25 protein-coding genes are annotated in these 23203 nt (G+C 68.9%); 15 read left to right on the forward strand and 10 right to left on the reverse strand.

The genetic code is table 11. The features are described 5' to 3' along the window. Positions 1-60 precede the first annotated feature (60 nt). Positions 61-411, forward strand: a complete 351-nt coding sequence (locus QRN40_RS13740; RefSeq protein WP_285116253.1) for a metallopeptidase family protein — start codon at positions 61-63, stop codon at positions 409-411. 40 nt (positions 412-451) lie between these two features. On the opposite strand, the gene lexA is transcribed toward QRN40_RS13740, so the two are convergent. Beyond that, a complete protein-coding gene (lexA, locus tag QRN40_RS13745; protein WP_285116254.1) occupies positions 452-1132 on the reverse strand; it encodes a transcriptional repressor LexA in 681 nt (226 codons plus the stop codon). Between the two features lie 248 nt (positions 1133-1380). Here lexA and QRN40_RS13750 point away from each other — a divergent pair, with 248 nt between their 5' ends. Next, positions 1381-1761: a LysM peptidoglycan-binding domain-containing protein gene (locus QRN40_RS13750; RefSeq protein WP_502878920.1), complete on the forward strand. Its 381-nt coding sequence runs from the start codon at positions 1381-1383 to the stop codon at positions 1759-1761. A gap of 31 nt (positions 1762-1792) precedes the next feature. Here QRN40_RS13750 and rsgA read toward each other — a convergent pair whose 3' ends face one another. From rsgA to QRN40_RS13780, 6 genes are read right to left on the reverse strand one after another with little or no spacing between them, the layout of a single operon-like run. Further along, positions 1793-2815 carry a ribosome small subunit-dependent GTPase A gene (gene rsgA, locus QRN40_RS13755; RefSeq protein WP_285116255.1) on the reverse strand — a complete coding sequence of 341 codons (1023 nt, stop codon included), beginning with the start codon at positions 2813-2815 and terminating at the stop codon, positions 1793-1795. Further along, on the reverse strand, positions 2800-4035 hold the full coding sequence (locus QRN40_RS13760; RefSeq protein WP_285116257.1) for a M16 family metallopeptidase: 1236 nt from the start codon (positions 4033-4035) through the stop codon (positions 2800-2802). Before QRN40_RS13760 ends, rsgA begins: the two co-directional genes overlap by 16 nt. Continuing rightward, positions 4032-4814, reverse strand: coding sequence for an ABC transporter permease (locus QRN40_RS13765; RefSeq protein ID WP_285116259.1), 783 nt, complete (start codon positions 4812-4814; stop codon positions 4032-4034). The genes QRN40_RS13760 and QRN40_RS13765 overlap by 4 nt, the downstream gene beginning before the upstream one ends. Positions 4815-4818: 4 nt before the next feature. Then, positions 4819-5571, reverse strand: coding sequence for an ABC transporter permease (locus tag QRN40_RS13770; RefSeq protein WP_285116260.1), 753 nt, complete (start codon positions 5569-5571; stop codon positions 4819-4821). Beyond that, the gene (locus tag QRN40_RS13775; RefSeq protein ID WP_285116262.1) at positions 5568-6539 is read right to left on the reverse strand and encodes an ABC transporter ATP-binding protein; all 972 of its coding nucleotides are present in this window, start codon (positions 6537-6539) and stop codon (positions 5568-5570) included. Before QRN40_RS13775 ends, QRN40_RS13770 begins: the two co-directional genes overlap by 4 nt. Continuing rightward, the gene (locus tag QRN40_RS13780; protein ID WP_285116263.1) at positions 6529-7785 is read right to left on the reverse strand and encodes a hypothetical protein; all 1257 of its coding nucleotides are present in this window, start codon (positions 7783-7785) and stop codon (positions 6529-6531) included. Before QRN40_RS13780 ends, QRN40_RS13775 begins: the two co-directional genes overlap by 11 nt. 338 nt (positions 7786-8123) lie before the next feature. Between QRN40_RS13780 and QRN40_RS13785 the strand changes: the two genes are divergently transcribed. From QRN40_RS13785 to QRN40_RS13830, 10 genes are all read left to right on the forward strand, one after another. Beyond that, the gene (locus tag QRN40_RS13785) at positions 8124-9269 is read left to right on the forward strand and encodes a histidinol-phosphate transaminase (RefSeq protein ID WP_285116264.1); all 1146 of its coding nucleotides are present in this window, start codon (positions 8124-8126) and stop codon (positions 9267-9269) included. Next, the gene (hisB, locus tag QRN40_RS13790; protein WP_285116265.1) at positions 9266-9868 is read left to right on the forward strand and encodes an imidazoleglycerol-phosphate dehydratase HisB; all 603 of its coding nucleotides are present in this window, start codon (positions 9266-9268) and stop codon (positions 9866-9868) included. Before QRN40_RS13785 ends, hisB begins: the two co-directional genes overlap by 4 nt. Then, positions 9865-10506, forward strand: coding sequence for an imidazole glycerol phosphate synthase subunit HisH (hisH, locus tag QRN40_RS13795; RefSeq protein WP_502878921.1), 642 nt, complete (start codon positions 9865-9867; stop codon positions 10504-10506). Before hisB ends, hisH begins: the two co-directional genes overlap by 4 nt. A gap of 49 nt (positions 10507-10555) precedes the next feature. Beyond that, a complete protein-coding gene (gene priA, locus QRN40_RS13800; RefSeq protein WP_285116266.1) occupies positions 10556-11302 on the forward strand; it encodes a bifunctional 1-(5-phosphoribosyl)-5-((5-phosphoribosylamino)methylideneamino)imidazole-4-carboxamide isomerase/phosphoribosylanthranilate isomerase PriA in 747 nt (248 codons plus the stop codon). Continuing rightward, the gene (locus QRN40_RS13805; RefSeq protein WP_285116267.1) at positions 11286-12134 is read left to right on the forward strand and encodes an SseB family protein; all 849 of its coding nucleotides are present in this window, start codon (positions 11286-11288) and stop codon (positions 12132-12134) included. Before priA ends, QRN40_RS13805 begins: the two co-directional genes overlap by 17 nt. 36 nt (positions 12135-12170) lie before the next feature. Further along, complete coding sequence (locus tag QRN40_RS13810; RefSeq protein ID WP_285116268.1) at positions 12171-12389, forward strand: SCO4848 family membrane protein; 219 nt, start codon at positions 12171-12173, stop codon at positions 12387-12389. A 5-nt stretch (positions 12390-12394) separates the two neighbouring features. After that, positions 12395-12961, forward strand: a complete 567-nt coding sequence (locus QRN40_RS13815; protein WP_285116269.1) for an HhH-GPD-type base excision DNA repair protein — start codon at positions 12395-12397, stop codon at positions 12959-12961. Positions 12962-13086: 125 nt separating this feature from the next. Continuing rightward, the gene (locus tag QRN40_RS13820; protein ID WP_285116271.1) at positions 13087-16626 is read left to right on the forward strand and encodes a TM0106 family RecB-like putative nuclease; all 3540 of its coding nucleotides are present in this window, start codon (positions 13087-13089) and stop codon (positions 16624-16626) included. Positions 16627-16672: 46 nt separating this feature from the next. Further along, positions 16673-17080, forward strand: a complete 408-nt coding sequence (locus tag QRN40_RS13825; RefSeq protein ID WP_285116272.1) for a helix-turn-helix transcriptional regulator — start codon at positions 16673-16675, stop codon at positions 17078-17080. 64 nt (positions 17081-17144) lie between these two features. Next, positions 17145-17567, forward strand: a complete 423-nt coding sequence (locus tag QRN40_RS13830) for a VOC family protein (protein WP_285116273.1) — start codon at positions 17145-17147, stop codon at positions 17565-17567. Positions 17568-17656: 89 nt separating this feature from the next. Here QRN40_RS13830 and QRN40_RS13835 read toward each other — a convergent pair whose 3' ends face one another. From QRN40_RS13835 to QRN40_RS13845, 3 genes are all read right to left on the reverse strand, one after another. Continuing rightward, complete coding sequence (locus tag QRN40_RS13835; protein WP_285116274.1) at positions 17657-18595, reverse strand: ferredoxin family protein; 939 nt, start codon at positions 18593-18595, stop codon at positions 17657-17659. Between the two features lie 77 nt (positions 18596-18672). Further along, on the reverse strand, positions 18673-20028 hold the full coding sequence (locus QRN40_RS13840; protein WP_285116276.1) for a cupin domain-containing protein: 1356 nt from the start codon (positions 20026-20028) through the stop codon (positions 18673-18675). Further along, on the reverse strand, positions 20028-20279 hold the full coding sequence (locus tag QRN40_RS13845; protein ID WP_285116277.1) for a BatC protein: 252 nt from the start codon (positions 20277-20279) through the stop codon (positions 20028-20030). Before QRN40_RS13845 ends, QRN40_RS13840 begins: the two co-directional genes overlap by 1 nt. A gap of 199 nt (positions 20280-20478) precedes the next feature. On the opposite strand from QRN40_RS13845, the gene QRN40_RS13850 reads away from it, so the two are divergent. Genes QRN40_RS13850 through QRN40_RS13860 form a run of 3 tightly spaced genes read left to right on the forward strand, consistent with a single transcriptional unit; the run spans position 20479 to position 23125 of the window. Then, complete coding sequence (locus tag QRN40_RS13850) at positions 20479-21426, forward strand: MetQ/NlpA family ABC transporter substrate-binding protein (RefSeq protein WP_285116279.1); 948 nt, start codon at positions 20479-20481, stop codon at positions 21424-21426. Further along, positions 21426-22469 (forward strand): methionine ABC transporter ATP-binding protein, encoded by a 1044-nt coding sequence (locus tag QRN40_RS13855; RefSeq protein ID WP_285116281.1) that lies wholly within the window; start codon positions 21426-21428, stop codon positions 22467-22469. Before QRN40_RS13850 ends, QRN40_RS13855 begins: the two co-directional genes overlap by 1 nt. Beyond that, positions 22466-23125 carry a methionine ABC transporter permease gene (locus QRN40_RS13860; RefSeq protein WP_285116282.1) on the forward strand — a complete coding sequence of 220 codons (660 nt, stop codon included), beginning with the start codon at positions 22466-22468 and terminating at the stop codon, positions 23123-23125. Before QRN40_RS13855 ends, QRN40_RS13860 begins: the two co-directional genes overlap by 4 nt. Positions 23126-23203 lie beyond the last annotated feature (78 nt).

Raw genomic sequence — 23203 nt, forward strand, 5'->3', positions numbered from 1 at the left:
CGGTACGCGCACAGCGAACCGGGGCCGGTGCCTATGCGGGCGCCGTGTGAGGATGACCGTGTGGTGCACATCCCGGACGACGACTTCGAGCGGATGGTCGGCGACATCTTCGACGGGCTCCCCGACGACATGGTGGGGCCGCTGGAGAACGTAGCGATCCTCATCGAGGATCAGCCGCCCGGAGCGCGGCCGCGGCTGTTCGGGCTGTACAGCGGCCGTCCGCTGACCCGCCGCTCCGTCTACGGGTTCGGCGAGCTGCCCGACCGCATCACGTTGTTCCGCAACAACCTCGAGGCATCGGCACGGACCGAGGACGAGCTACGGGCCCGGGTGCGGGTCACGCTCGTGCACGAGATCGGGCACTACTTCGGGCTGTCGGACGAGCGGTTGCGGGAGCTCGGCTGGGCGTGAGCCCGGCTGGGCGGGAGCCCATCCACTCGGCTGAGGTCGCTCAGACGGCCCGGAGGACCGCGACGACCTTGCCGAGCACTGTCGCGAAGTCGCCGAGGATCGGCTCGAAGTTGGAGTTCCGGGGCAGCAGCCACGTGTGGCCGTCGCGCTGCCGGAAGACCTTGACGGTCGCCTCCTCGTCGAGCATCGCCGCGACGATGTCCCCGTTCTCGGCCGTGTTCTGCGCGCGGATGACCACCCAGTCCCCGTCGCAGATGGCCGCGTCGATCATCGACTCTCCGACGACCTTCAGCATGAACAGTTCGCCGTTGCCCACGAGCTGGCGGGGGAGCGGGAAGACCTCGTCCACCTGCTGCTCGGCCGTGATCGGGATGCCCGCGGCGATGCGGCCGACCAGGGGGACCATGGCGGCGTCGCCGACCGGCGTCTGGTTCTCGTAGTCCGGAGTCGCGCCGGAGGACGATGGCAGGTCGATGAGGATCTCGAGCGCGCGCGGGCGGTTGGGGTCGCGCCGCAGGTAGCCGCTCAGCTCGAGCTGGTTCAGCTGGTGCGTCACCGAGGAGAGCGACGAGAGGCCGACGGCGTCGCCGATCTCGCGCATGCTCGGCGGATAGCCGCGCTGGCTCACGGAGCGCTGGATCACATCGAGGATCGCCAGCTGCTTGTCGCTCAGGTTCTTGCGGCGGCGTGTGCCTCCGCGGGCCTGGTTGTCGTTCGACACGGGCGTCCTCTCCTGGCCTTCGGGCGTCCGCCGGGATGGGTCCCGGCAGGAATGTCGGTGGTACCTGATCTGATGTCCTCAGACAGTCGAAACTGTATCCGCGTCGGGAAGGGAAGACAAACATGTGTTCGAGCGTGTCGCCAACTTTTCCGGCAAATAGGCCAAATGAGCGCGCCTTGCGGATTCAGACATTCGAAGATACATTCGGAACACAGCTTCGCACCCGCGAGCCTGAGGAGGTCACGAGCATGAGTGCAGTACTGATGAGCGAGTCGGTTCCTACCCTTCGTGCGGTCCCGCCGCTCCCCGAAGGAGCGCGTGTGCGCCTGCGCCTCACGCGCCGCGGCCGTGCAGTGCTCTCGGCCCTCGTCGCACTCCCGCTGGTGATCGGAGCCCTCGTCTTCGCACTGAACGGCGGAGGCGCCGTCGCGAACGGCGAGCAGGCCCACGTCAGCTTCCAGTACGTCAGCGTCGAGTCGGGCGACTCCCTCTGGTCGGTGGCGCAGCGCGTGGCCCCGAACGCCGACCCCCGCGACGTGATCTCCGACATCGTCTCGCTCAACGGCCTCGACTCCGCCGTCGTGTCCCCGGGGCAGCAGCTCGCCATCCCCTCGAAGTACGCGCACTAGTCCGGTCGCACTCCGGCGACCGTCGGGCTCGTCAGTGCCCTCGGGCTCGGCGGTACTCTCGGGCGAACCGCGAGTATTCGGTTCCCTTGTTTCGGCGCTGGGGATTCTCACGACGTTGCATGAACTCTCGTTCTCGCACGAGCGCGAGGTAGCGTCGGTAACGTTCTCTCGAGATCGCGCCGCTTTCGGCGGCGCGGCGGACGGCGCAGCCCGCATCCTGGGTGTGGGAGCAATCCGTGAACCGGCAGGATTCGGCGAAGGCTTCGATGTCGGTGAAGACTTCCTCGAGCGGCGCACGTGTCGACACTCCGAGTTGTCGTATGCCCGGCGTGTCGATGATGACGCTCACTCCGCCGGGCAGGGGAGTGATGGTCCGGGCGGTCGTGGTGTGCCGGCCTTTTCCATCGCGCTCCCGCACGGCCTGCGTCGCCTGGACGTCGGTGGAGGACAGCCTGTTCACCAGGGTGGATTTCCCGACCCCGGAGTGACCGAGAAGCACTGCCGACATCGGTTCGCTGAGGAGATCTCCCAGCGTCTGGATCCCCTCGTCTGTGACCGCCGAGGTGACGGTCGTATCGATGCCGGGTGCTGACGCCGCGATGACCTCGAGGGCGTATCCACGTTCGCGGTCAGAAAGCTCCTCGACCTTCGTCACGAGGAAGTGGGGAGTGGCACCCGACTCCCATCCGGTGACCGCCAGCCTCTCGACGAGTCCCGGTCGCATAGCCTCCCTGGCCGTCAACGTCAGGAGGACGAGATCGACATTGGACACGAGGGGCTGGACCTCGCCAGATGACTTCGCCCTGGTGAGGACGTGGTAGCGCGGTGCAAACCGCACGGACGCCTCTCCCTCGTCTCCCGGCGAAATCCATGCCCAATCGCCCACCAAGACATCCCGATCGCCGGGCAGCGTGGCGGCATGTTCTGCGCCGGACGGGTCCAAGGCGCTGATCGAGCGTCGATCAACGCGTGAGACCCGACCGAGCCATGCATCCGGAGGGCGGGCGACGCTTTCAGCCAACCGTCTCGCTGTGGATGTCAGTCCCAGTGCCATCTGATTCCTCCGCTTTCGTCCTCGTGGCCGATGAACTCGACAGGCGATGACGAGAGGACTCCCGCCAGCGCCGCGACCGACGCTGGGCGAATGCGATCGATAGCCCGGATGACTTCCGCAGGCGAGAACCGGCGCCGCCGCTCCCAGGAACTCGCCAGTGCGCTCACCCGCCTCGGAAGATCGTCATAGGCGATCAAGGTCCCCGTCCTCAGATGTGCTTTCGCCACGTCGACTCGTTCTGCGAGCAGCGGATCTGAGGCGAGGTCGTGCATAGCGTCCGCCATTGCTCGCGCTGCCGCATCCTCGTCTGATGTAGCCACGGTGGCGAATGCGCTGATCAGCCCGATCGTGCCGTAGTCGGTATAGAACGTACGCGGGGAGTAGGACAGTTGCCGATCGGTTCGGAGCTGTCGGACGAGCAGCGACGAGAAGCCTCCACCGAGAAGCGCGACGAGGACATTCGCAACCGCACGGTGTTCGCCGCTGCGGTTGGGAACCGTGTAACACGAGAGCAGATGCGTGTGACCGCGCTGCGTGTCGGCTTTGCGAATATGGAGCACGCGCAGTTTCGCCGGCGATGCCGAGGTAGCACCCGATGTCTTGGGCGGCGCGGAGCCATGTTGCCGAGCACCTGTCGCGAGGCCGAGGGCGTCAGTGTTCGCGGGGCCGCTCGTGAAGATGGTGATGTTTCCGGGTCGATAGTGGTCTGACCAGAACCGGTGTGCTCCCGCCAACCACTCGCTTGTGCCCGGGGCCATCGATCTCTGGCTGAACAGGTGCTTCTCTGCGACACGCGACAGCGCACGCAGGGGGTCACCTTGCTGAATCGCCCGTTCTGCAGCGATGATTCGCTGTTCCGCTTCCACCGCGCTGACAGAGAGTTCTGGCTGGAGGATCATGCGATGGAGTTCGTCGAGCGCGATCGCCGCCTGGTCATTGGGAACGGTCACCCCGAACGATGTGAAATCGCGAGCGGTGGCTGCCGTCGGTCGCGCGCCGAGCTCCTCCAGCGATCGAGTGCGGGTGCTCAGCGGCGTGCCGTCGGCACGACGCAGGACGAGGTGCTCGACGAGATGCGCGAGGCCGCACGCGCTTTCCGGATCGCTGCCGTATCCGGTGCCCACGCGGACTTCGAAGCACTGGATGCGGCGCCCGCGAAGACGCTCGCTGATAACCAGGATGCCGTCCGCAAGGATGCCGATCGATAGCCCGTCCCTCACGAGAGATCGACGCGGGCCGTTGCTCGCGCTTGTTGCTCGAAGTGGCGAAGGAGCACCAAGCTCATCACCAGCCAGATCACGGCGACGCAGGTCTCCACACCGCACTGGACCCAATAGTCGCCTGTGCCGGCTCCGCTCAGAGACCTGATGCCTTCGATGGCGTGGCTGCTGGGCAGCACCGCACCGATCCAGGCCAGAGGTGCCGGAAGGTCCGACGATGCGATATTTGCTCCGGAGGTGACGAGCATCACCAGGTAGGTCCCGGTGGCGAGTTGGTAGATATCGCGGTAGATCAAGCCGAAGGCGCTGAGGGCGAGGCCGAGAGTCGAGCAGGAGAAAGCCGCAAGCACCACTGCGACTGCGTAGAGACCGATGTCCTCCGGCGGAAAGGGCAGGCCCGCCACGAGGAACCCGAATACGGAGATGACGACGGAAACGGCGATGCCGCACACCACGCCGGGGATCAGCCGGCCGACGAAGACGGCCGTCCGGGGCGCAGGCGAGGCGAGCAGAGCCGACAGGGTGCCGAACCGTCGTTCGTCGGCGATCACGCTCACCATTCCCCCCACTCCGGCCGCGGCCGTCGCTTGGACGGCGTTTCCGGTGATGAAGAATTGCTGGCTTCCATAACCATTCGCGTTGCCGAGCGTGACGAAGAAGATCGTCTGCAACGCAGGGGTGATGAGGAGCGATGCCACGAAGAGGGCAGGTGTGTTCCAAGCGAAGAGCGCCCGGTAACCGAGGCGGCCGGAGATCAGGGCCGTATTGAAGAAGGTCACGTCGTCACCTCAATCTCAAGGTTCCGCGTCGACGCGCCAGAACGTCCACGCGGTACAAGAACAGAATCCCGGCGACTCCGTACATCGCTGCCAACGCGACTGCCGCGGCCGCGGCCCCCCACGCGCCGGAGCCCGATATCGCCCCGTCCAGGGCATCCATCCCCCATCCGAGGGGAAAGAGGTGACCGGCGGCCGAAAGCGGCGGCCACAGTGCCGCAGACGGCACGACGAGACCGCACGCCAGCCAGATCGGATATTCCATGACGTTCGTGATTTCTATGGCGTGGCGGGTCAGAACGTAGAGGCCCGCGAGAAGCGTGCCCATCGAGACGAGGGAGACCAGGACCGCAATGAGTGCGGCAATGAGTCCCCACGGATCAGAGATGGCGATCGGCCCCAGGCGCGCGAACGCGATCGCCATGACGGAGACAGCGGCAAGCGAATAGACACCCAGGGTGACGGTGGCGGCCGTGAAGCCGAACACGGGGGCCACGAGTGAGCGCGGTGCGCCGATCAAGAATTCCAACGTGCCGGCGAAGCGCTGCATGAACAGCGCCTCCGCTGCGCCGAACATCGTGGCGGACCAGGCTCCGAGAAGTCCCGCGCCCAAGATGGCCCGCAGCGAGGCCTCCCCGCCGGACATCAACAGCGTGACTCCTCCGTACGCCAGCGGCGTCATGAGAGACATCCCCAAGAAGAACGGCGAGCGTGAAAGGAGCCTGAACTGCAGCCACCAGGCAGCTACCAGCAGTCTCACGTCACCACCTCGTCCTTCTGCTCCTCGACGATCGCCACGTAGGCGTCCTCAAGCGTCGGCGTGCGCTCCAACGACGACCCCACCGACAGGTGAGGAATGGCTCGCAATACGTCGACAAGGCGGGTGGAGCTGCCGTTGCCAACGCGAACGGACAGGAGATTGACTGGTCCTCGGCTCTCGATGTCGAGGCCTGACACACCGTCGAGCGCCCGCACGTCAGCCTCCGAGCGTCCGAGTTCGTCGCGCACTTCGACCTCGATGACGCGTTCGAGAGTCACGGACGACTTGATGTCATCCGGTGAGCCCACCTGGCGAACTCGTCCGCCCACCAATACGGCGACTCGATCACAGAGGATGTCCGCCTCGAACATCTCGTGTGTTGTGATGAGGATGGTCTTGCCGCGACCCTGCAGCTCTTTCGTGAGGTCCCGGAGCGATCGAGCTGCCACCGGGTCCAGGCCGGAACTGGGTTCGTCCAGGAAGACGACTGCCGGGTCATGGATCAAGGCCCGGGCGATATGCAGACGCTGCTTCATCCCACGCGAGAATGTCTCAACCCTCGAGTCTGCGCGCTCGTGAAGATCGACCAGGTCTAAGACCTCATTCACGCGACGGGCGACGTCGCGGCGGGGAACGTCGTACAGCTGCGCGGCGAAGAGGAGGTTGTCGCGAGCCGAGAGGCGGTCGTACAGTCCTCGCTCACCGCCGAAGGCCACACCGATCATTCGTCGTACGGTCTTCATCTCTCGAACCACGTCGTGGCCGCACACCTCGGCAGCGCCGCTCGATGGGGTGAGCAATGTGGTGAGGATGCGCACGAGTGTGGTCTTTCCCGCCCCGTTGGGCCCCAGGATGCCGAACAATTCGCCCTCGCCGATCGAGAGGTCGATGTCTGTCAGCGCTGGAATCGCTCGTTGGCCCCGCTTGGCGTGGTAGACCCGCGAGAGTCCCGAGATTTCAATGGTCATGGCCCTGTTCCTCATCTGATGTCAGCCAGAAGTACGGCGTCATCGTGGATACGCGTCGTGCGCGCGCACGGTCGCCCAGTTCGACGTAGGCGCGATAGAGCATCTTGCGGACCTGAAGGACGACGCTGGGGTCGTACTCGTCGCGGAGAAGACCGAGGGCGTCCCTCAGGAGCGGGGCCGCGGTGGCGGCATCTCCGCGGACGAGATGGATGTAAGCCAACAGGGAGAGAGTGGTGTGAATCGCCCCGGGGTCGTGTCGTTGCGCGAACTCGCGCAATCGCTGCAGTCGCTCGATGGCGAGGTCATGTCTCTGCTGCGACAAATCGAGTTGGGCCGCGTTGAGTTCGGCCATCCAGAGGTAGCGCGCAGCCTCGGGGCTTCCGATGCTCCGCGCCGCGCCGGTGTCGTGAGCCGCGGCCAAGCGGCTGATGGCATCGCAGACGAGGCGGCTACTGCCGGCGATGTCGCCTCGCCGCAATGCGAAAAGAGCGCGCAAGTTCGAGGAGAGACCGAGGGCCACATCGCGATCTGCTTCTGATGAATTCTCGATACAGTGCTCCGCGCGGTCGACGATGCCGTCTGCGCGGTCGAGGTCTCCTCGTCGTTTCGCCGTCAGACTCGCCCAGCGCAGATAGACGAAGAACTGCTCGGGGGTGCCCACGAGGTTCTTGACAGAATCTTCGAAGAGCCGATCGCACGTGTCCGTGTCACCGGCAAGGCCGACGACCACTCCTGCTAGCCCTGAGGTCAGTCCGCGCAGCCGTCCGTCGGGAAAGGCGGGATCGCTCGCGTAGGCGTAGGCCGTTGCTTCTGCCTCGTCCCAGTTTCCGAACGCGTTGACGTATTTGAGTAGCGATTCGTACACGTCCTCCCTTGGGGCTCTGGCGAGTTCACGAGGCGCGAAGGCGGCTGACCCGGACGACGCCGACCGGCCGGCCGTGAGAACATCCCAGCCCGGACCGTCGACGATCTCCGCGCTTCGCGCCGTGTTTTGGAGTGCTCTGAGAACGCCGGGCGATGCTTCGTCCCATGCTCGGATGTTGAGGAGGAACATCTGCCGGGAGCTCTCATCCCGGCGCAGCCGGAGGTCGGTGAGGGGAGCGTGGTCACCCCGCGAAGCGCGGACGAACTCGTTGCCGGACAGCCGGGCGTTCTTCATCGTCGTAACGAAGCGTGGGTGGAGGGCCGCGCGGGCTTCCGCGTGGTGGTCGGTTACGTACTCTGCGACGAGCTGACTTGCCTTCATGTCGTCCTTCCTTCCTTCCTTCCAGGGGCCGGCACAGCATGGGCCGGCCCCTGCGAACCCGATCAGTACATTGCTGCGCCGTGGTTCCAGCCGGCGAAGAGGGTGGCGATGTAGCCCTGCTCATTGGACATCTCCACCGTGATCTCGTCGTAGTTCATTCGCTTGCTCCCTAGAAGGAACCTGCCTCAGCAGGTCAACGGAGACTTTCCGTTCTACCTCTGAGGACGAAGCATCGACCGAGGTGATGACGCGGGTGTTATCCCTAACGCACGCATTCTGTTGCGTTGGCCGCTGTCATGCAGCCGACCAGCTCCTGCGCCTCTGACTACGATTGAAGAGTGACTTCTCTCTCCGAGCTCCCGATCCGGGACGACCTCCGTGGCCGTTCCCCGTACGGCGCTCCGCAGCGTCCCGTGCCCGTCGCGCTGAACGTGAACGAGAACACGCATCCGGTGCCGGAGGACGTCGCGGCCGACATCGTCGCGCGGGTCGCCGCAGCGGTCGGGGGCGTCAACCGCTACCCCGATCGCGAGTTCTCCGAGCTGCGCGCCGCGTTCGCGCGGTACCTCGGACACGACCTCACCCCGGAGAACATCTGGGCGGCGAACGGGTCGAACGAGGTGCTGCAGCACATCCTGCAGGCGTTCGGGGGCCCGGGACGCACACTGCTCGGCTTCGCGCCCACCTACTCGATGTACCCGCTGCTCGCGTCCGGCACCGGCACCGCTTACCTCGCCGGTGCGCGGGATGCCGACTACGAGCTCTCGCCCGAGACCGCGGTCGCCGAGATCCGCCGGCTCGACCCGGACATCGTCATCCTCTGCTCGCCGAACAACCCGACGGGCACACCTCTCGGACTCGACACCATCGAGGCCGCCTACGACGCCTCCCGGGGGATCGTCGTCGTCGACGAGGCCTACGCGGAGTTCATGCCGGAGGGAGCGCCGTCCGCTCTGTCGCTGCTGCCGGGCCGCCCGCGGCTGCTGGTCTCCCGCACCATGAGCAAGGCCTTCGCCTTCGCCGGCGCGCGCGTCGGCTACCTCGCCGCCGACCCCGCCGTGAACGACGCCCTCCGACTCGTCCGGCTGCCGTATCACCTGTCGGCCATCACGCAGGCCGCCGCACTCGGGGCGCTGGCCCACTCCGGCGAGATGCTGGCGACGGTCGACGAGATCCGCGGACAGCGCGACCGGCTGGTCGCCGAGCTCGCACGGCTCGGCTACACACCTCACCGGAGCGGAAGCAACTTCGTGCTGTTCGGTGGCGTGGACGACCCGCACGCGACGTTCGAGGCGCTCGCCGAGCGCGGCATCCTCATCCGTGACGTCGGGATCCCGCACCACCTGCGGGTGACCGCCGGCACGGAGACGGAGACGACCGCCTTCCTCGAGGCGCTCGCCGCGCTGGGCCGCCCCGGCGCTGCCGCCGCGGCGGACGAGGCCCCGGAGCGGGCGCAGGACGCCCCGGTAGACTCGGACGCATGACGAATCGCACCGCCACGGTCACGCGGGAGACGAGCGAGTCGAGCATCGAGCTGACCCTCGACCTCGACGGCACCGGCACGTCCGACATCCAGACGAGCGTCCCCTTCTACGACCACTTGCTGACCGCGTTCGCCAAGCACTCGCTGACCGATCTGCGCATCCGCGCCACGGGTGACACCGACATCGACGTGCACCACACCGTCGAAGACATCGGGATCGTCCTCGGTCAGGCGATCCTCGAGGCCCTCGGAGACAAGGCCGGGATCTCACGGTACGGCGACGCCCTGGTGCCGCTCGACGAGGCGCTCGTGCAGGCAGTCGTCGACATCTCGGGCCGTCCCTACCTGGTGCACGCGGGTGAGCCCGCGGGGTTCGAACTGCACCTCATCGGCGGCCACTTCACCGGCTCGATGGTGCGTCACGTGTTCGAGGCGATCTCGTTCAACGCGCGCATCACCACCCACATCACCGTCGTCGGCGGCCGCGACCCGCACCACATCGCGGAGGCCGAGTTCAAGGCGTTCGCCCGCGCGTTCCGCGAGGCCAAGGCGCTCGATCCGCTGATCAGCGGCATCCCCTCCACCAAGGGGGCGCTGTGATCGACGGGCGCAAGCCGGATGTCGTCGTCTTCGACTACGGGACGGGCAACGTCCACTCGGCCGTCAAGGCGCTGGAGGCCGCGGGCGCCGAAGTGGAGCTGACCGGCAACCGTCGCCGCGCACAAGAGGCCGACGGCTTGCTCGTCCCGGGTGTCGGGGCGTTCACCGCCGTGGCCGAAGCGTTGCGCGCCTCCCACGGCGACGAGGTCGTCGACCGGCGGCTCGCCGGCGGCCGTCCCGTGCTCGGGATCTGCGTAGGGATGCAGGTCATGTTCGACCGCGGCGTGGAGAACGGCCTCGCGACCGAGGGTCTGGGCGAGTGGCCGGGGACGGTGGACCTGCTCCAGGCCGACGTCGTGCCGCACATGGGCTGGAACACGATCCAGGCGCCGGAGGACTCCGCGCTGTTCGCCGGCCTCCACGACGAGCGCTTCTACTTCGTCCACTCCTACGCCGCCCAGGACTGGACGCTGGAGCCGACGGGACCGTTCCCCAAGCCGAAGGTCACCTGGGCGAACCACGGCTCCCCGTTCGTCGCAGCGGTCGAGAACGGCCCGCTCAGCGCGACGCAGTTCCACCCCGAGAAGTCCGGCCGCGCGGGCATCCAGCTGCTCCAGAACTGGGTCCGCTCGCTCTAGCCGCACCCCGGCCACCCGTCCGCGCCCGCGGACCGATACGAGGAAACACATGACCGACTTCATCTCCACGCCCCGGCTCGTCCTTCTTCCCGCGGTGGATGTCGCCGACGGCAAGGCCGTGCGTCTCACCCAGGGCGAAGCCGGCAGCGAGACCAGCTACGGCGACCCGGTGGATGCGGCCGCGGAGTGGGCGGACGCGGGCGCGGAATGGATCCACCTCGTCGACCTCGACGCCGCGTTCGGCCGCGGAGAGAACCGTTCGCTGCTGCGCAGGGTCATCCGCGAGGTGCACGGGGTGAGCGTCGAGCTCTCGGGCGGCATCCGCGACGACGAGTCCCTGCAGCAGGCACTCGACGCCGGGGCGACTCGGGTGAACCTGGGCACCGCGGCACTGGAGAACCCCGAGTGGGCGGCTAGCGCGATCAGCCGGTTCGGCGAAGCGGTGGCCGTCGGCCTCGACGTGCGCGGCACCACGCTCGCCGCGCGTGGCTGGACCCGCGAGGGCGGCGACCTGTGGGAGGTGCTCGATCGCCTCGAGGATGCCGGCTGCGCGCGCTACGTCGTCACCGACGTGACCAAGGACGGCACTCTGCGGGGCCCGAACCTCGACCTGCTGCGCCAGGTGATCGAGCGGACCGAGCGACCCGTCGTGGCCTCCGGCGGCATCTCGAACCTGGATGACATCGCCGCCCTGCGCGAGCTGGTCCCGCTGGGGCTGGAAGGCGCGATCGTCGGCAAGGCGCTCTATGCGGGCGCGTTCACCCTGCCCGAGGCGCTGGATGTCGCCGGACGCTGACGACACCCGCCACGACGGCCCGTCCCGGCCCGCACCCAGCGAGGAGGGGGCCGCCCGGCTGGCCGGCTTCGCCGCATCCCTCGCCGACTCCGCCGGGCAGCCGTGGGAGGGGCGTCAGTTCGACGACAATCCCTTCGGCGAGGACGACGGGACCGCTCCGCCCGCTCTGCTCGGCGCGCTTGCGGCCTTCCGGGCGGGCGAGGTCGGCGCCGAAGCGGTCGTGGATGCTCTGCGGGATGCGCGCCTGCTGATCCCGCTGGTCGCCGAACTCGGCGAGGAGGGCGAGAACGACGCGGGGATGCTCGTCGATAAGACCCAGGAGCTGTCGATCGTGCGCGTGGCGGGTCCGGACGGTCGTACGGTCCAGCCGGTGTTCTCCTCGGTCACCGCGTTGCAGGCGTGGAACCCGGCTGCTCGGCCGGTTCCTGCACAGGGACGCCGCGCCGCGCTCGCCGCAGCCGCGGAGGGGACCGAGCTGATCGTGCTCGACCCGACTTCGGAGACCGAGTTCGTGCTGCGCCGTCCGGCCGTGTGGGCGATCGCGCAGGGCACGACGTGGGTGCCGAGTGACCGCGACCCGGAGGTGGTCGAGGCGTTCCGCGCATCCATCGGTTCGGAGCTCGGCGTGCACGACGTCGCACTGGTCGCGGGCGACCCGGGCAGCCGGCTGGCGGGGGAGGAGCTGGTCGTCCGGCTCTCCCTGGCCTCCGGGCTCACCAGGGAGGAGCTCGATGCGATCCTCGCGCGCCTGGCGCAGCGCTGGGCGAACGACGACCTGATCGCCACTCGCGTCGACTCCCTGCGGGTGCAGCTCGTCGCCTCCGACGACTGAATCGGTCGCGCCGCGGCACCGTAGGCTGAAGGCACAATGACCGTCTTCGCCGCCATCGTGCTCTTCCTCAACGCCGTCTTCAACGTGTTCGCCTGGCCCCGGTTCTTCACCCGGGTGCGGAAGGACGAACGGGCCCGGGATGCGGCGGGTCGCGCGACCCCTTTCCTCGTCGTGCACGCTGTGCTGCTCGGAGTGGCCCTGCTGCTCGCCGCGCTGTCCGCTGTGGCGGGCGTGCTGCTCCTGGTGGCAGGCTGAGGGTCATGGCTCTGAACATCACCGGCGATCCCGAGGCGGACGCCCTGCTCGACCAGTCCGCGTTCGCTCTCCTGACCGGGATGCTGCTCGACCAGCAGGTGCCGATGGAGACCGCCTTCGCGGGTCCGGCCAAGCTGCGCGACCGGCTCGGCGCGCTCGACCCCGCGACCGTCGCTGCGGTCGACCCGGAGAAGCTCGTCGAGGTGATGAAGCAGACCCCTGCCGTTCACCGGTACCCGGGCTCGATGGCCGGGCGGGTGCAGGCGCTCGCTGCGGCCATCGTGTCCGACTGGGGAGGCGACACCGCCGCGATCTGGACACAGGGCGACCCGGACGGCGCCGAGGTGCTCCGCCGGCTCAAGGGCCTGCCGGGGTTCGGCGAGCAGAAGGCCAAGATCTTCCTGGCGCTGCTCGGCAAGCAGAAGGGACTCACGGCCGCGGGATGGCAGCAGGCCGCGGGCGACTACGGCACGGAGGGCTACCGCTCGGTGGCCGACATCGTCGATGCGGACTCGCTGACCCGCGTGCGCGAGCACAAGCGAGCGATGAAGGCCGCCGCGAAAGGAAAGTGACCACAGGTCCGGCCGTCTTTGACGCTCCCCGCTCGTCCTGTGGATGACGCCGGGGCTGTCGGTGGTCGCCGATAGTCTCGCAGTGCGGGTGGCCGCTGGGCCGCCTCGAACGAAGGGAGGTCGCCATGTTCCTGCTCGACGGGATGATCGTCACCAGCGCGAGCGATCTCACCGAAGCGTCGAAGTGCGAGTTCGCCTTCCTCCGCACGGTCGATGTGAAGCTCGGCCGTCTCGAGAAGACGGAAGAGATCGAAGACCCGATGTACGTGCGCTCTTCGCGCATGGGCGACGAGCACGAGCACCGCATCCTCGAGCGGTACCGCGAGCAGTTCGGCAGCGGAGTGGTCGAGATCGAGCGGCCGACCCCGCTCACCGCCGACTCGCTCGCCGAGGCGGTGCGGCAGACCTCCGAAGCGTTCGCCCGCGGGGCCGAGGTGGTGTTCCAGGCGACCTTCTTCGACGGGTCGTTCGTCGGTTTCGCCGACTTCGTCGTCCGGCTGCCCGACGGCCGCTACCGGGTACAAGACTCCAAGCTCGCCCGAAGCGCGCGCGTGACGGCGCTGCTCCAGCTGGCGGCATACGCGGAGCAGCTCCGCGCGATGGGGGTCGACGTCGACGACACCGTCGAACTGCTGCTGGGCGACGGCTCCGTGAGCGAGCACGCGCTCAGCGACATCGAGCCCGTGTACCGCAAGCGCCGCGCACGTCTGCTGTCGGTCATCGCCGAGCACGTGTCCGACCCGGGGCCGGTGGCCTGGGGCGATCCCCGCTTCACTGTGGACGGACGCTGCGACACCTGCGACGCAGAGGTGCAGGCCACGCGCGACGTGCTGCTCGTCGCCGGGATGCGGGTGACCCAGCGCGAGCATCTCCTCGCGTCGGGAGTCGCCACTATCGACGCGCTCGCCGCATCGACGGGGCCGATCGACGGCATTCCCGACGGCACCCTTGAGGGGCTGCGCGAGCAGGCGCGACTCCAGCTGCAGGCGGAGCCGGGGAGCCCGCCGCCGGTCCGCGTCTTCAACGCTCCCGTGCTCGCCGTGCTGCCGCACCCGAACCCGGGGGACATCTTCTTCGACTTCGAAGGCGACCCGCTCTACACCGAAGGGGCCGGGGAGCGCTGGAACCTCGACTACCTCTTCGGGCTGGTCGACCAGGAGGAGCGTTTCACCGCGTTCTGGGCCCACGACTTCGCCGCCGAGCGGGTGGCTCTGGAGGCGTTCCTCGCGTTTGTGCGCGATCGTCGCGCGCAGTATCCCGGCATGCACATCTACCACTACGCCGCTTACGAGCAGACGCACCTGCTCGCCCTGGCCGCTCGGCACGGAGTCGGCGAAGAAGAAGTCGACGCCTTGCTGCGCGAGAACGTAATGGTCGATCTCTACCCGCTGGTGCGCAAGGCGGTCCGGGTCGGATCGCGGTCGTACTCGATCAAGAAGCTCGAGCCGCTCTACATGGGCGACGAACTCCGCGAAAGCGACGTCACGAACGGCGCCGACTCCATCACCGAGTACGCGAACGCCCGCGACCTGCTCGCACTCGGCCGGCTCGACGAAGCCCAGCCGCTCCTCGACGACATCGGTGAGTACAACCGCTACGACTGCGTGTCGACACTGCGGTTGCGCGACTGGCTGCTCGCTCGCGCGGCCGAGAACGGCATCCCGGTCGGGTCCGCACCGATGGAGGAGATCGAGGGCGGCACCGAGGAGTCGCCGCTCCGCGCGGGGCTGCTCGCCTTCGCCGGCGATCCGCTCGACCCGCACCGCACCGCCGACCGTCGGGCCATGGCGCTGGCGGCCGCCGCCATCGACTTCCACCGGCGTGAACAGAAGAGCTTCTGGCAGTCGCACTTCGCGCGGCTCATCCAGCCGATCGAGGAGTGGGCCGAGACCCGCGACGTCCTGGTGGTCGAGCGCGCGGTCGTGCTCCGCGACTGGTATCTCGACGAAGGCCAGCGCGTGGAGCGTCGCGAGCTGCTGCTGTCCGGGCCCTGGGGCGCGGGCAGCGCAGTTCGGGTGAGCGAGCGCACCGGCCCCTACCTGCTGTACGAGTACCCCGGGCCCTTCCGTCAGCCGCGGGCGCAGCCCGGCGCGCGGGCGGCACGCACAGTCGCCGTGATCGAGGCGCTGCCCGACGGGTCGATCGTCGTGCGGGAGACGCTTCCGCCGGACGTGCCGCCCTACCGCGACCTGCCGAGCGCGCTCACGCCTGCGGCACCGCCGGACTCCCGCCGACTGGGAGAGGCGATCCGCGAGTGGGGGACGGCGCTGTTGATCGCCCGGCACCACGAGACCTGGCCGGTGGACGCAACGATCGACCTGCTGCGGCGGACTCCACCGCGGACGCGTCGCGGCGGGCTGGTGCCGGAAGGGTCGGCATCCTCATCCTCATCCTCGGATGACGGTGATGGACGGATCGACGCCGTGGTGGCGAGCCTGCTCGATCTCGACCGGTCCTACCTCGCCGTCCAGGGGCCTCCCGGGACGGGCAAGTCCTACCTCGGCGCCCACGTCATCGCGCGCCTCGTCGCGGAGCACGGCTGGAAGGTCGGCGTGGTCGCGCAGTCGCATGCCGTCGTCGAGAACCTGCTCGATCGTGTCGTCGTCGCGGGGCTCGATGCGGCGATGGTCGGGAAGGTCCCGAGCGGGGGTGCGCGAACCGAAGAGGCCGAGGCCGTCGAGGGTGGCGACGCTCCGCACCGATTCACACCGCTGCCCGCGAACGGTCACCTCGAGTTCGCCGGCATCAACGAGGGCCGCGGCTTCGTGCTGGGCGGTACGGCGTGGGACTTCGCGAACCCAGCCCGCGTACCGCGCGGAAGTCTCGATCTGCTCGTCGTCGATGAGGCGGGGCAGTTCTCGCTGGCGTCGACCATCGCGGTCGGCGTCGCGGCGAAGAACCTGCTGCTGCTGGGCGACCCGCAGCAGCTTCCTCAGGTCAGCCAAGGGCGCCATCCCGAGCCCGTCGACGGGTCGGCTCTCGGCTGGGTGAGCGACGGCCACGACGTCCTGCCTCGCGAATACGGGTACTTCCTCGCGGAGACCCGGCGCATGCATCCCGCGCTCGCCGCGGCCGTGTCGACCCTCTCGTACGAGGGCAAGCTGCGGGCGCACGAGGGTGCCTCGGAGCGGGAGCTGGGAGGCGTCGCGCCGGGAGTGCATCCCGTGCCCGTGTTGCATGTCGGCAACTCGACCGCGTCGCCCGAAGAAGCCGAGGCCGTGGTGACGCTGGTGCGAGACCTCCTCGGCCGCTCCTGGAGCGATCCCGATGCGGGCCGCGACGACGAGCCGCTGGGTGAGGACGACATCATCGTGGTCACTCCGTACAACGCCCAGCTGGCGGAGGTCCGCGCGCTCCTCGACGCCGACGGTCTCCGGGGCGTGCGGGTGGGGACGGTAGACAAGTTCCAGGGACAGGAGGCGGCGATCGCCATCGTCAGCCTCGCGGCGTCCTCAGCGGTCGACGTTCCCCGCGGGATGTCCTTCCTGCTGATGAAGAACCGGCTCAACGTCGCCATCTCGCGTGCGAAGTGGGCCGCGTACCTCGTCCACTCACCCGAGTTGACCGAGTTCCTGCCGACCACCCCGGCCGGAGTCACCGAGCTGAGCGCGTTCATCCGCCTGGTCGAAGACGCGTCGCGGACGGCCGCCGTGGCCGTCGGCTGACCGGAGACCCTGCTGCGCGGCATCCGCACGGTGTTACGCTCTGTGCGTGTCACCGGAGGAGCTGCAGACGCTGGCGCACCTGCGCCGGGCCCGGGACCTGATCGACCGCGACTACGCGAAGCCGCTCGACGTCCCGACGATGGCCGCCCGCGCCTACATGTCGCCCGCGCACTTCTCCCGCCAATTCCGGGCCGCCTACGGTGAGACCCCCTACAGCTACCTCATGACGCGACGCATCGAACGGGCCATGGCGCTGCTGCGCGGCGGGATGAGCGTCACCGACGCCTGCATGGCGGTCGGCTGTACGTCGCTCGGTTCGTTCAGCTCGAAATTCAGCGACGTCGTCGGCATCACCCCGACGGAGTACCGATCGCGCGAGCACGCGGCCGTCCAGGCCATGCCCGACTGCGTCGCCCGGGAGAGGACGCGGCCGGTCCGCTCGCGCGCCCGCTGAGCCGCGCATCCAACCGAGCAGTTTTGAAGAAGCAGCGGGACGGCGCCCTTCCTAGAGTCGACCCATGACCGTTTCACTCCAGTACTCGCAGATCACCGTCCTCGACCCGGAGGAGTCGCTCGCGTTCTACCGGGACGCCCTCGGCCTCGACGTCATCCAGGACGTCACCTCCGGCGACCACCGCTGGATCACCCTCGGGGTGGCCGGCGACGACAACGCCGCCGTCGTCCTCAGCGACCCGCACGCCGGCCGCTCGCGGGCCGACGGCGACGCCCTCCAGGAGCTCGTCGTCAAAGGTTCGATGAGCCCGATCGTCTTCCGCACGGACGACCTCGACACTGCCTTCGAGCGGGTGCGAGCTGCGGGCGCCGAAGTGCTCCAGGAACCGATCGACCAGCCGTGGGGTCCCCGCGACTGCGCCTTCCGCGACCCGTCCGGCAACATGGTCCGCATCCTCCAGTCCGCCCCCGCCACGCAGAACGCCTGACGCCCGGGGCGGAGCCGAGATTTGCGCCAATTGTCCGTTATGGCGCACTGATTCCACACATTTGGCACAAATCTCGGCCGGGGCGCGCGTCAGGCGCGCACGACCGACACGGGCACGAACTCGCGCACCGGCTGCGCGATCGTCGCGGCGCAGGTGCTGAGCAGCGGTTGCGAGAGCTCCTCGCCGACTTCCACCCGGAGGCGGTCGTCGCCGTGCGCCAACTCGACCGTCCAGCCGTGTGGATGCGCGTGCTCGCTCACGACCTGGAAAGCGTCGATCCGGTCGTCGCCGGTCGCCTCCCGGGCGAAGGCCTCGGCCGCCTGCGCGACGGTCGTCAGCGAGGTGCGACCGCGCAGGAGTTCCGGCACCACCCGCCCGGCGGAGTGTCGCTCGACGACGGTGGCCGCATCCTCCGCGCGGACGCGACCGTAGAGCAGACCCTCGGGGAAGACGATCATCGTGGCGGCGAACCGGTCGCCGCCCAGGTGCGAGCACTCCCAGGTGAGCTCGGGGTGGACGGCGGCCAGAGTCTCCACGACGGGCCGCCCGCGCACAGCGCAGCACTGGTCGTGCCGGGCGTGCGTGCAGACGGCGTAGAGCGGAGCGGCGCTTGGCTCACCGGCGCTGCCGTCGAGCGGCAGCGTCAGCAGGTCGGCCGGGTCGTCGACCGTGCCCCAGTGGATGCTCTCCCGGCCGGGTCGCGCATCCACCAGCGCCCATCGCCACGACGACTGCTCTCGGCGCAGCGGTGCGCGCAAGCGCGTGCGGCGGATCGTCAGCGGCCGGATTCCGGCGGCTTCGGCGCGCGCGACGAGGGCCGCGCCCAGAGCCGGGTCCAGCGCGGAGTCGAAGAACGCGTGGCGACCCCATCCACTCTCGATCTCGACGAGCAACCAGCGCTCGCCGAGTCCCGCCGTCCCGGCCAGCGGATCGCCGCGCTCCAACGCGCGATCGCTGCACGGCAGCCAGTCGATGCCTCCCGACGCGGTGATCGACCGAGACCCGTGTCCGGGCGCCGACTCCGGCACCGGGCGCTCGCCCCTCGGACGACCCGTGGACGCAGCGGCACCTGCGCCGCCGTCTGCGGGAGGACGCACGGCGGCGGTCACGTCGCCGTCGCGGTCCCGAAGTCCGCGGTTGCGCTGCGCTCGCCGTCGGGGGAGACCCCGGCATCGTCCGCGGGGTCCACGTCGGGGAAGTCCGACTCGGATGCGGCAGCCGCGACAACGACGACCCCCTCGCGCAGCAGCCGCCGCACGACGACCACCGCCGACCGTTCGTCGAGCGGCAGCTCGCCCACCGCGACGTGCCGTCCGTCGAGCAACCGCTCGACCGCATCCCGCGCGGCGATCGGCAGAGCGATCGTCTTGGCTGGCAGCCGCACGGTCACCGTCTCCACTTCCACCGTCACGTTCGCACGGATGCCCGCCCGTGCCTGCACGCGCGTCGAGGGGACCAGCTCGTCCGCCACCGCAATCGTGGCCAGCGGTCGCACCGGCGCCGGCGGAGAGTCCGACCGCTGACGGCGCAGCAGGCTCGCGGCCACAGCCTCGGCGACCGCCGAACGGCCCGACGGATCGCTGAGGGCCGCGATCAGCGCCTCCACCGTCTGCGTGACCACGGGAGCCACGGCATCGGGGTCCGACGCGTCGAACCCGAGCGGCAGCGACGCGCGCAGGTCCGCCGAGTCGGCCGCCCGCGCGATCGCCTCCCGAACCACATCGTCGCGCGTGTATGCAGCCACCCCGATCGTCAGGTGCACGGAGACGCCGCCGAGAGCCTCCGCCGAGTGGATCCAGCCCCGCGGAAGATACAGCGCGTCGCCGGGGCGGAACGTCTCATCGATGGCGGGCGTCTCGCGCGCACGCGCGGCGACCGCCTCCCGGTGGTCGCTCCACGGCTGGTCGCGCAGCGGATCGACATGCACGGGTTCGTGGATGCGCCAGTGCTTCTCGCCCGCGATCTGCAGCACGAACACGTCGTGCACGTCGTAGTGAGGGTCGAACCCCCGCGAGGACGCCGGCGTGACGTAGGCATTGACCTGGGCGGGATGCCCGAGCTCGGCCGTCAGCCGCCGCGTGAACTCCGCGATGGGCGGCCAGGTCTTGTGGAGCCCCTGGAGGACCAGGGTCGCGCCGGCGGCGAATTCCGCCAGAACCTTGGCCGAGTCGACCTGGTCGCCGACCTCGGCACCGAAACCGCCGGGCCCGGTGAACCGCGAGGCCGGGAGCACCGAACCCTCCTTCGCCATCCGCACGAACGGCGTGCGGAGCGCGCGCGAGGCCACCAGCTCATCCACCGCCTCCACGCTGAACAGGTCCGAGAAGTCCTCCCGGAGCCCGGATGCGCGGGTGAAGAGCGGTCGCTTCCCCCAGAACCCGGACGCGAACTCCGCGCGCCCGATCGGCACGCAACGCGAAAGCGCGGGCCGGTCTCCCGGCCCGCGCTCGTCCGTCGTCATCAAGCGGACCCGTCGGCTCCGCCGTCGTGGCCGCCGGCGTTGGCGCCGCCGTCGGCCGTGCCCTCACCAGCCGAGCCGTCGGCTCCGCCGTCGTGGCCGCCCGCGTTGGCGCCGCCGTCCGCCGGACCTTCGCCCGAGGCGCCGCCGTCGGCTCCGCCGTCGTGGCCGCCGGGGTTGGCGCCGCCGTCGGCGGGCCCCTCGCCGCTGCCGACTGCGTCGGTGCTGATGTCGTCGTCGTTGATGTCGCTCATTCCGTCTCCACTCCGTCGTCTCGCACGCTTACGTCCGTCACACTACGCGCGGGCCGCGGCCGTCGTAAGAGCCGCCGGATGAACGTCCGGCGTCACATTTCGCAAGACGTTTTGACCAGTGTCGGAGGCTCGGGGGAGGCTCGTACCAGCCGCCAACCGTCCGTCGGCACATCCCCCCCTTCACAAGAGAGGCACAGCCATGTCCGACGCCACCCCGCCCACCCCCGCCCTGCCGGAGAAGCCCAAGCGCTCCCGCACCGGCCTGTTCGTCGGCATCGGCATCGCCGTGGTCGCCGTCATCGTGGCGGTCGTGCTGGTCGTCGTGAACATCGGCGGATCCGGTGCGGCGACCGCGAAGTCGGTCACCGTCAAGATCGGAACGACTGAGGCGTCCTCCCCGTACTGGGCCGTTCTGAAGAAGGAGGCGGCGAAAGAGGGCATCGATATCCAGACCGTCAACTTCCGCGACTACACGCAGGCGAACCCGGCGCTCGCCGACGGTCAGCTCGATCTGAACCTCTTCCAGCACCTGCAGTTCCTCGCCAACTACGACGTGCAGGCGAAGCAGGACCTGGTCCCGATCGGCGCGACCCTGGTCGTCCCGCTGCCGCTGTACTCGACGAAGTACAAGAACATCGACGACATCCCCCAGGGCGGCAAGATCGCCATCCCGAACGACCCGACGAACCAGGCGCGCGCGCTGCTCGTGCTGCAGAAGGCGGGTCTGCTGAAGCTGAAGAACGGCGGCAGCACCCTGGCGACGCCGGCCGACATCGACGCCTCGGCCTCCAAGGTCACCGTCATCCCGGTGGATGCGGCCCAGACCGCGCCGGCGCTCAGTTCGGCCGACGGCGCCATTGTCAACAACAACTACGCGCTCACCGCCGGGATCGACCCCAAGTCGGCCCTGTTCCAGGACGACCCGAAGTCGTCGACCGCCGAGCCGTACATCAACGCCTTCGTCGCCCGCGACAAGGACAAGAACAACGCGACGTACCTGAAGGTCGCGGAGCTGTACCACACCAAGGCGGTGACGGATGCGGTGCTCGCCGAGTCGAAGAACACGGCCGTCATCGTGAAGCGCGACCAGTCCGACCTCATCGGCATCCTCGACGGCCTGAAGAAGACCATCAAGGCGGCGCAGTAGTGCCCGAACGCGACACCGCGGGCCCTATCATCGAGTTCCGCGGCGTCACCAAGAGCTTCGGCTCGGGCGACGCCGCGGTTCCCGCCGTCGACCGGCTCGACCTGTCGATCGCGCGCGGCGAGATCTTCGGGATCATCGGCTACTCGGGTGCGGGCAAGAGCACGCTGGTGCGCCTCATCAACGCTCTGGAGCATCCCACCGCCGGTGCCGTGATCGTCGACGGGCGCGACCTGACGACGATGAAGGAGCGCGAGCTGCGTCGGGTGCGCGCGGGGATCGGGATGATCTTCCAGCAGTTCAACCTGTTCCGCTCGCGGACGGTCTTCGGCAACATCGCCTACCCGTTGAAGGTCGCCGGCTGGCCCGCGGACAAGCGCAAGGAGCGCGTGACCGAGTTGCTCGCCTTCGTCGGACTCACCGAGAAGGCGTGGAGCTACCCCGACCAGCTCTCCGGCGGCCAGAAGCAGCGCGTCGGCATCGCCCGGGCACTGGCGACGAATCCGGACATCCTGCTCGCCGACGAGGCGACCAGTGCGCTGGACCCGGAGACGACCTCCGACGTCCTGGCCTTGCTCAAGCGGGTGAACCGCGAGCTCGGCGTCACCATCGTCGTCATCACGCACGAGATGGAGGTGGTGCGGTCGATCGCCGACCGCGTCGCCGTGCTCGACGCGGGACGGGTGATCGAGTCGGGGAGCATCTTCGATGTGTTCTCAAACCCGCAGACCACTACGGCCCAGCGCTTCGTCGGAACCGTGCTGCGCAACCAGCCGGGGGAGGCGGACATCGAGCGTCTCCGTGGCAAGCACTCCGGCCGGATCGTGTCGGCGCGCATCCACGATGACGGCCGGCTCGGCTCCGTGCTGTCCGACGCGGTCGGGCGGTACAACGTCCGGTTCGAGATCGTCTACGGCGGCATCTCCGCTCTGCAGGGCCGTTCGTTCGGCAGCCTCACGCTGGAGCTGCTGGGCGAGCCGGCCGATGTGGATGCGCTCATCGCCGACCTCCGCACGGTCACCGAGGTCGAGGAGGTGGCCGCATGACCGACTGGTCGACCCTGTGGCCCGTGTACCTGCAGTCCATCGGTCAGACGCTGTGGATGGTCGTCGCGACCCTGGTGCTCGGCGGCATCCTGGGCCTCGCGCTCGGCGTGCTGCTGTACACGACGCGGCGCGGCGGCCTGCTCGAGAACCGGGCCCTGTTCACCGTGCTGAACGTCGTCGTGAACTTCATCCGGCCCATCCCGTTCATCATCTTCATGACCGCGATCGCGCCGCTGACGCAGCTGGTGCTGGGGACGTTCCTCGGCACGCCCGCCGCGATCTTCCCGATGACGATCGCCGCGACGTTCGGCATCTCCCGGATCGTGGAGCAGAACCTCGTCACCATCGAGCCGGGCGTGATCGAGGCGGCGCGGGCGATGGGGTCGAGCCCGTGGAGGATCATCACGACGCTGCTCATCCCGGAGGCGCTCGGTCCCCTCATCCTCGGCTACACGTTCATCTTCGTGGCCATCGTGGACCTGTCGGCGATCGCCGGGAGCATCGGCGGCGGCGGACTCGGCGACTTCGCGATCTCCTACGGCTACCAGCGCTACAACTGGGCGGTCACCTGGATCGCCGTGATCACGATCGTGATTCTGGTGCAGGCCGCGCAGTTCCTGGGCAACTGGCTGGCCCGCAAGGCGCTGCGGCGCTGACGCCGGGCATCGAGTTGACGCAACACGCCGCTCCGCCACCGGTCCGACGGCGTGTCGCGTCAACTCGATGGGCCGGCG

This window comes from Leifsonia sp. fls2-241-R2A-40a, assembly GCF_030209575.1.
In the GTDB taxonomy this organism is placed as follows: Bacteria; Actinomycetota; Actinomycetes; order Actinomycetales; family Microbacteriaceae; genus Leifsonia.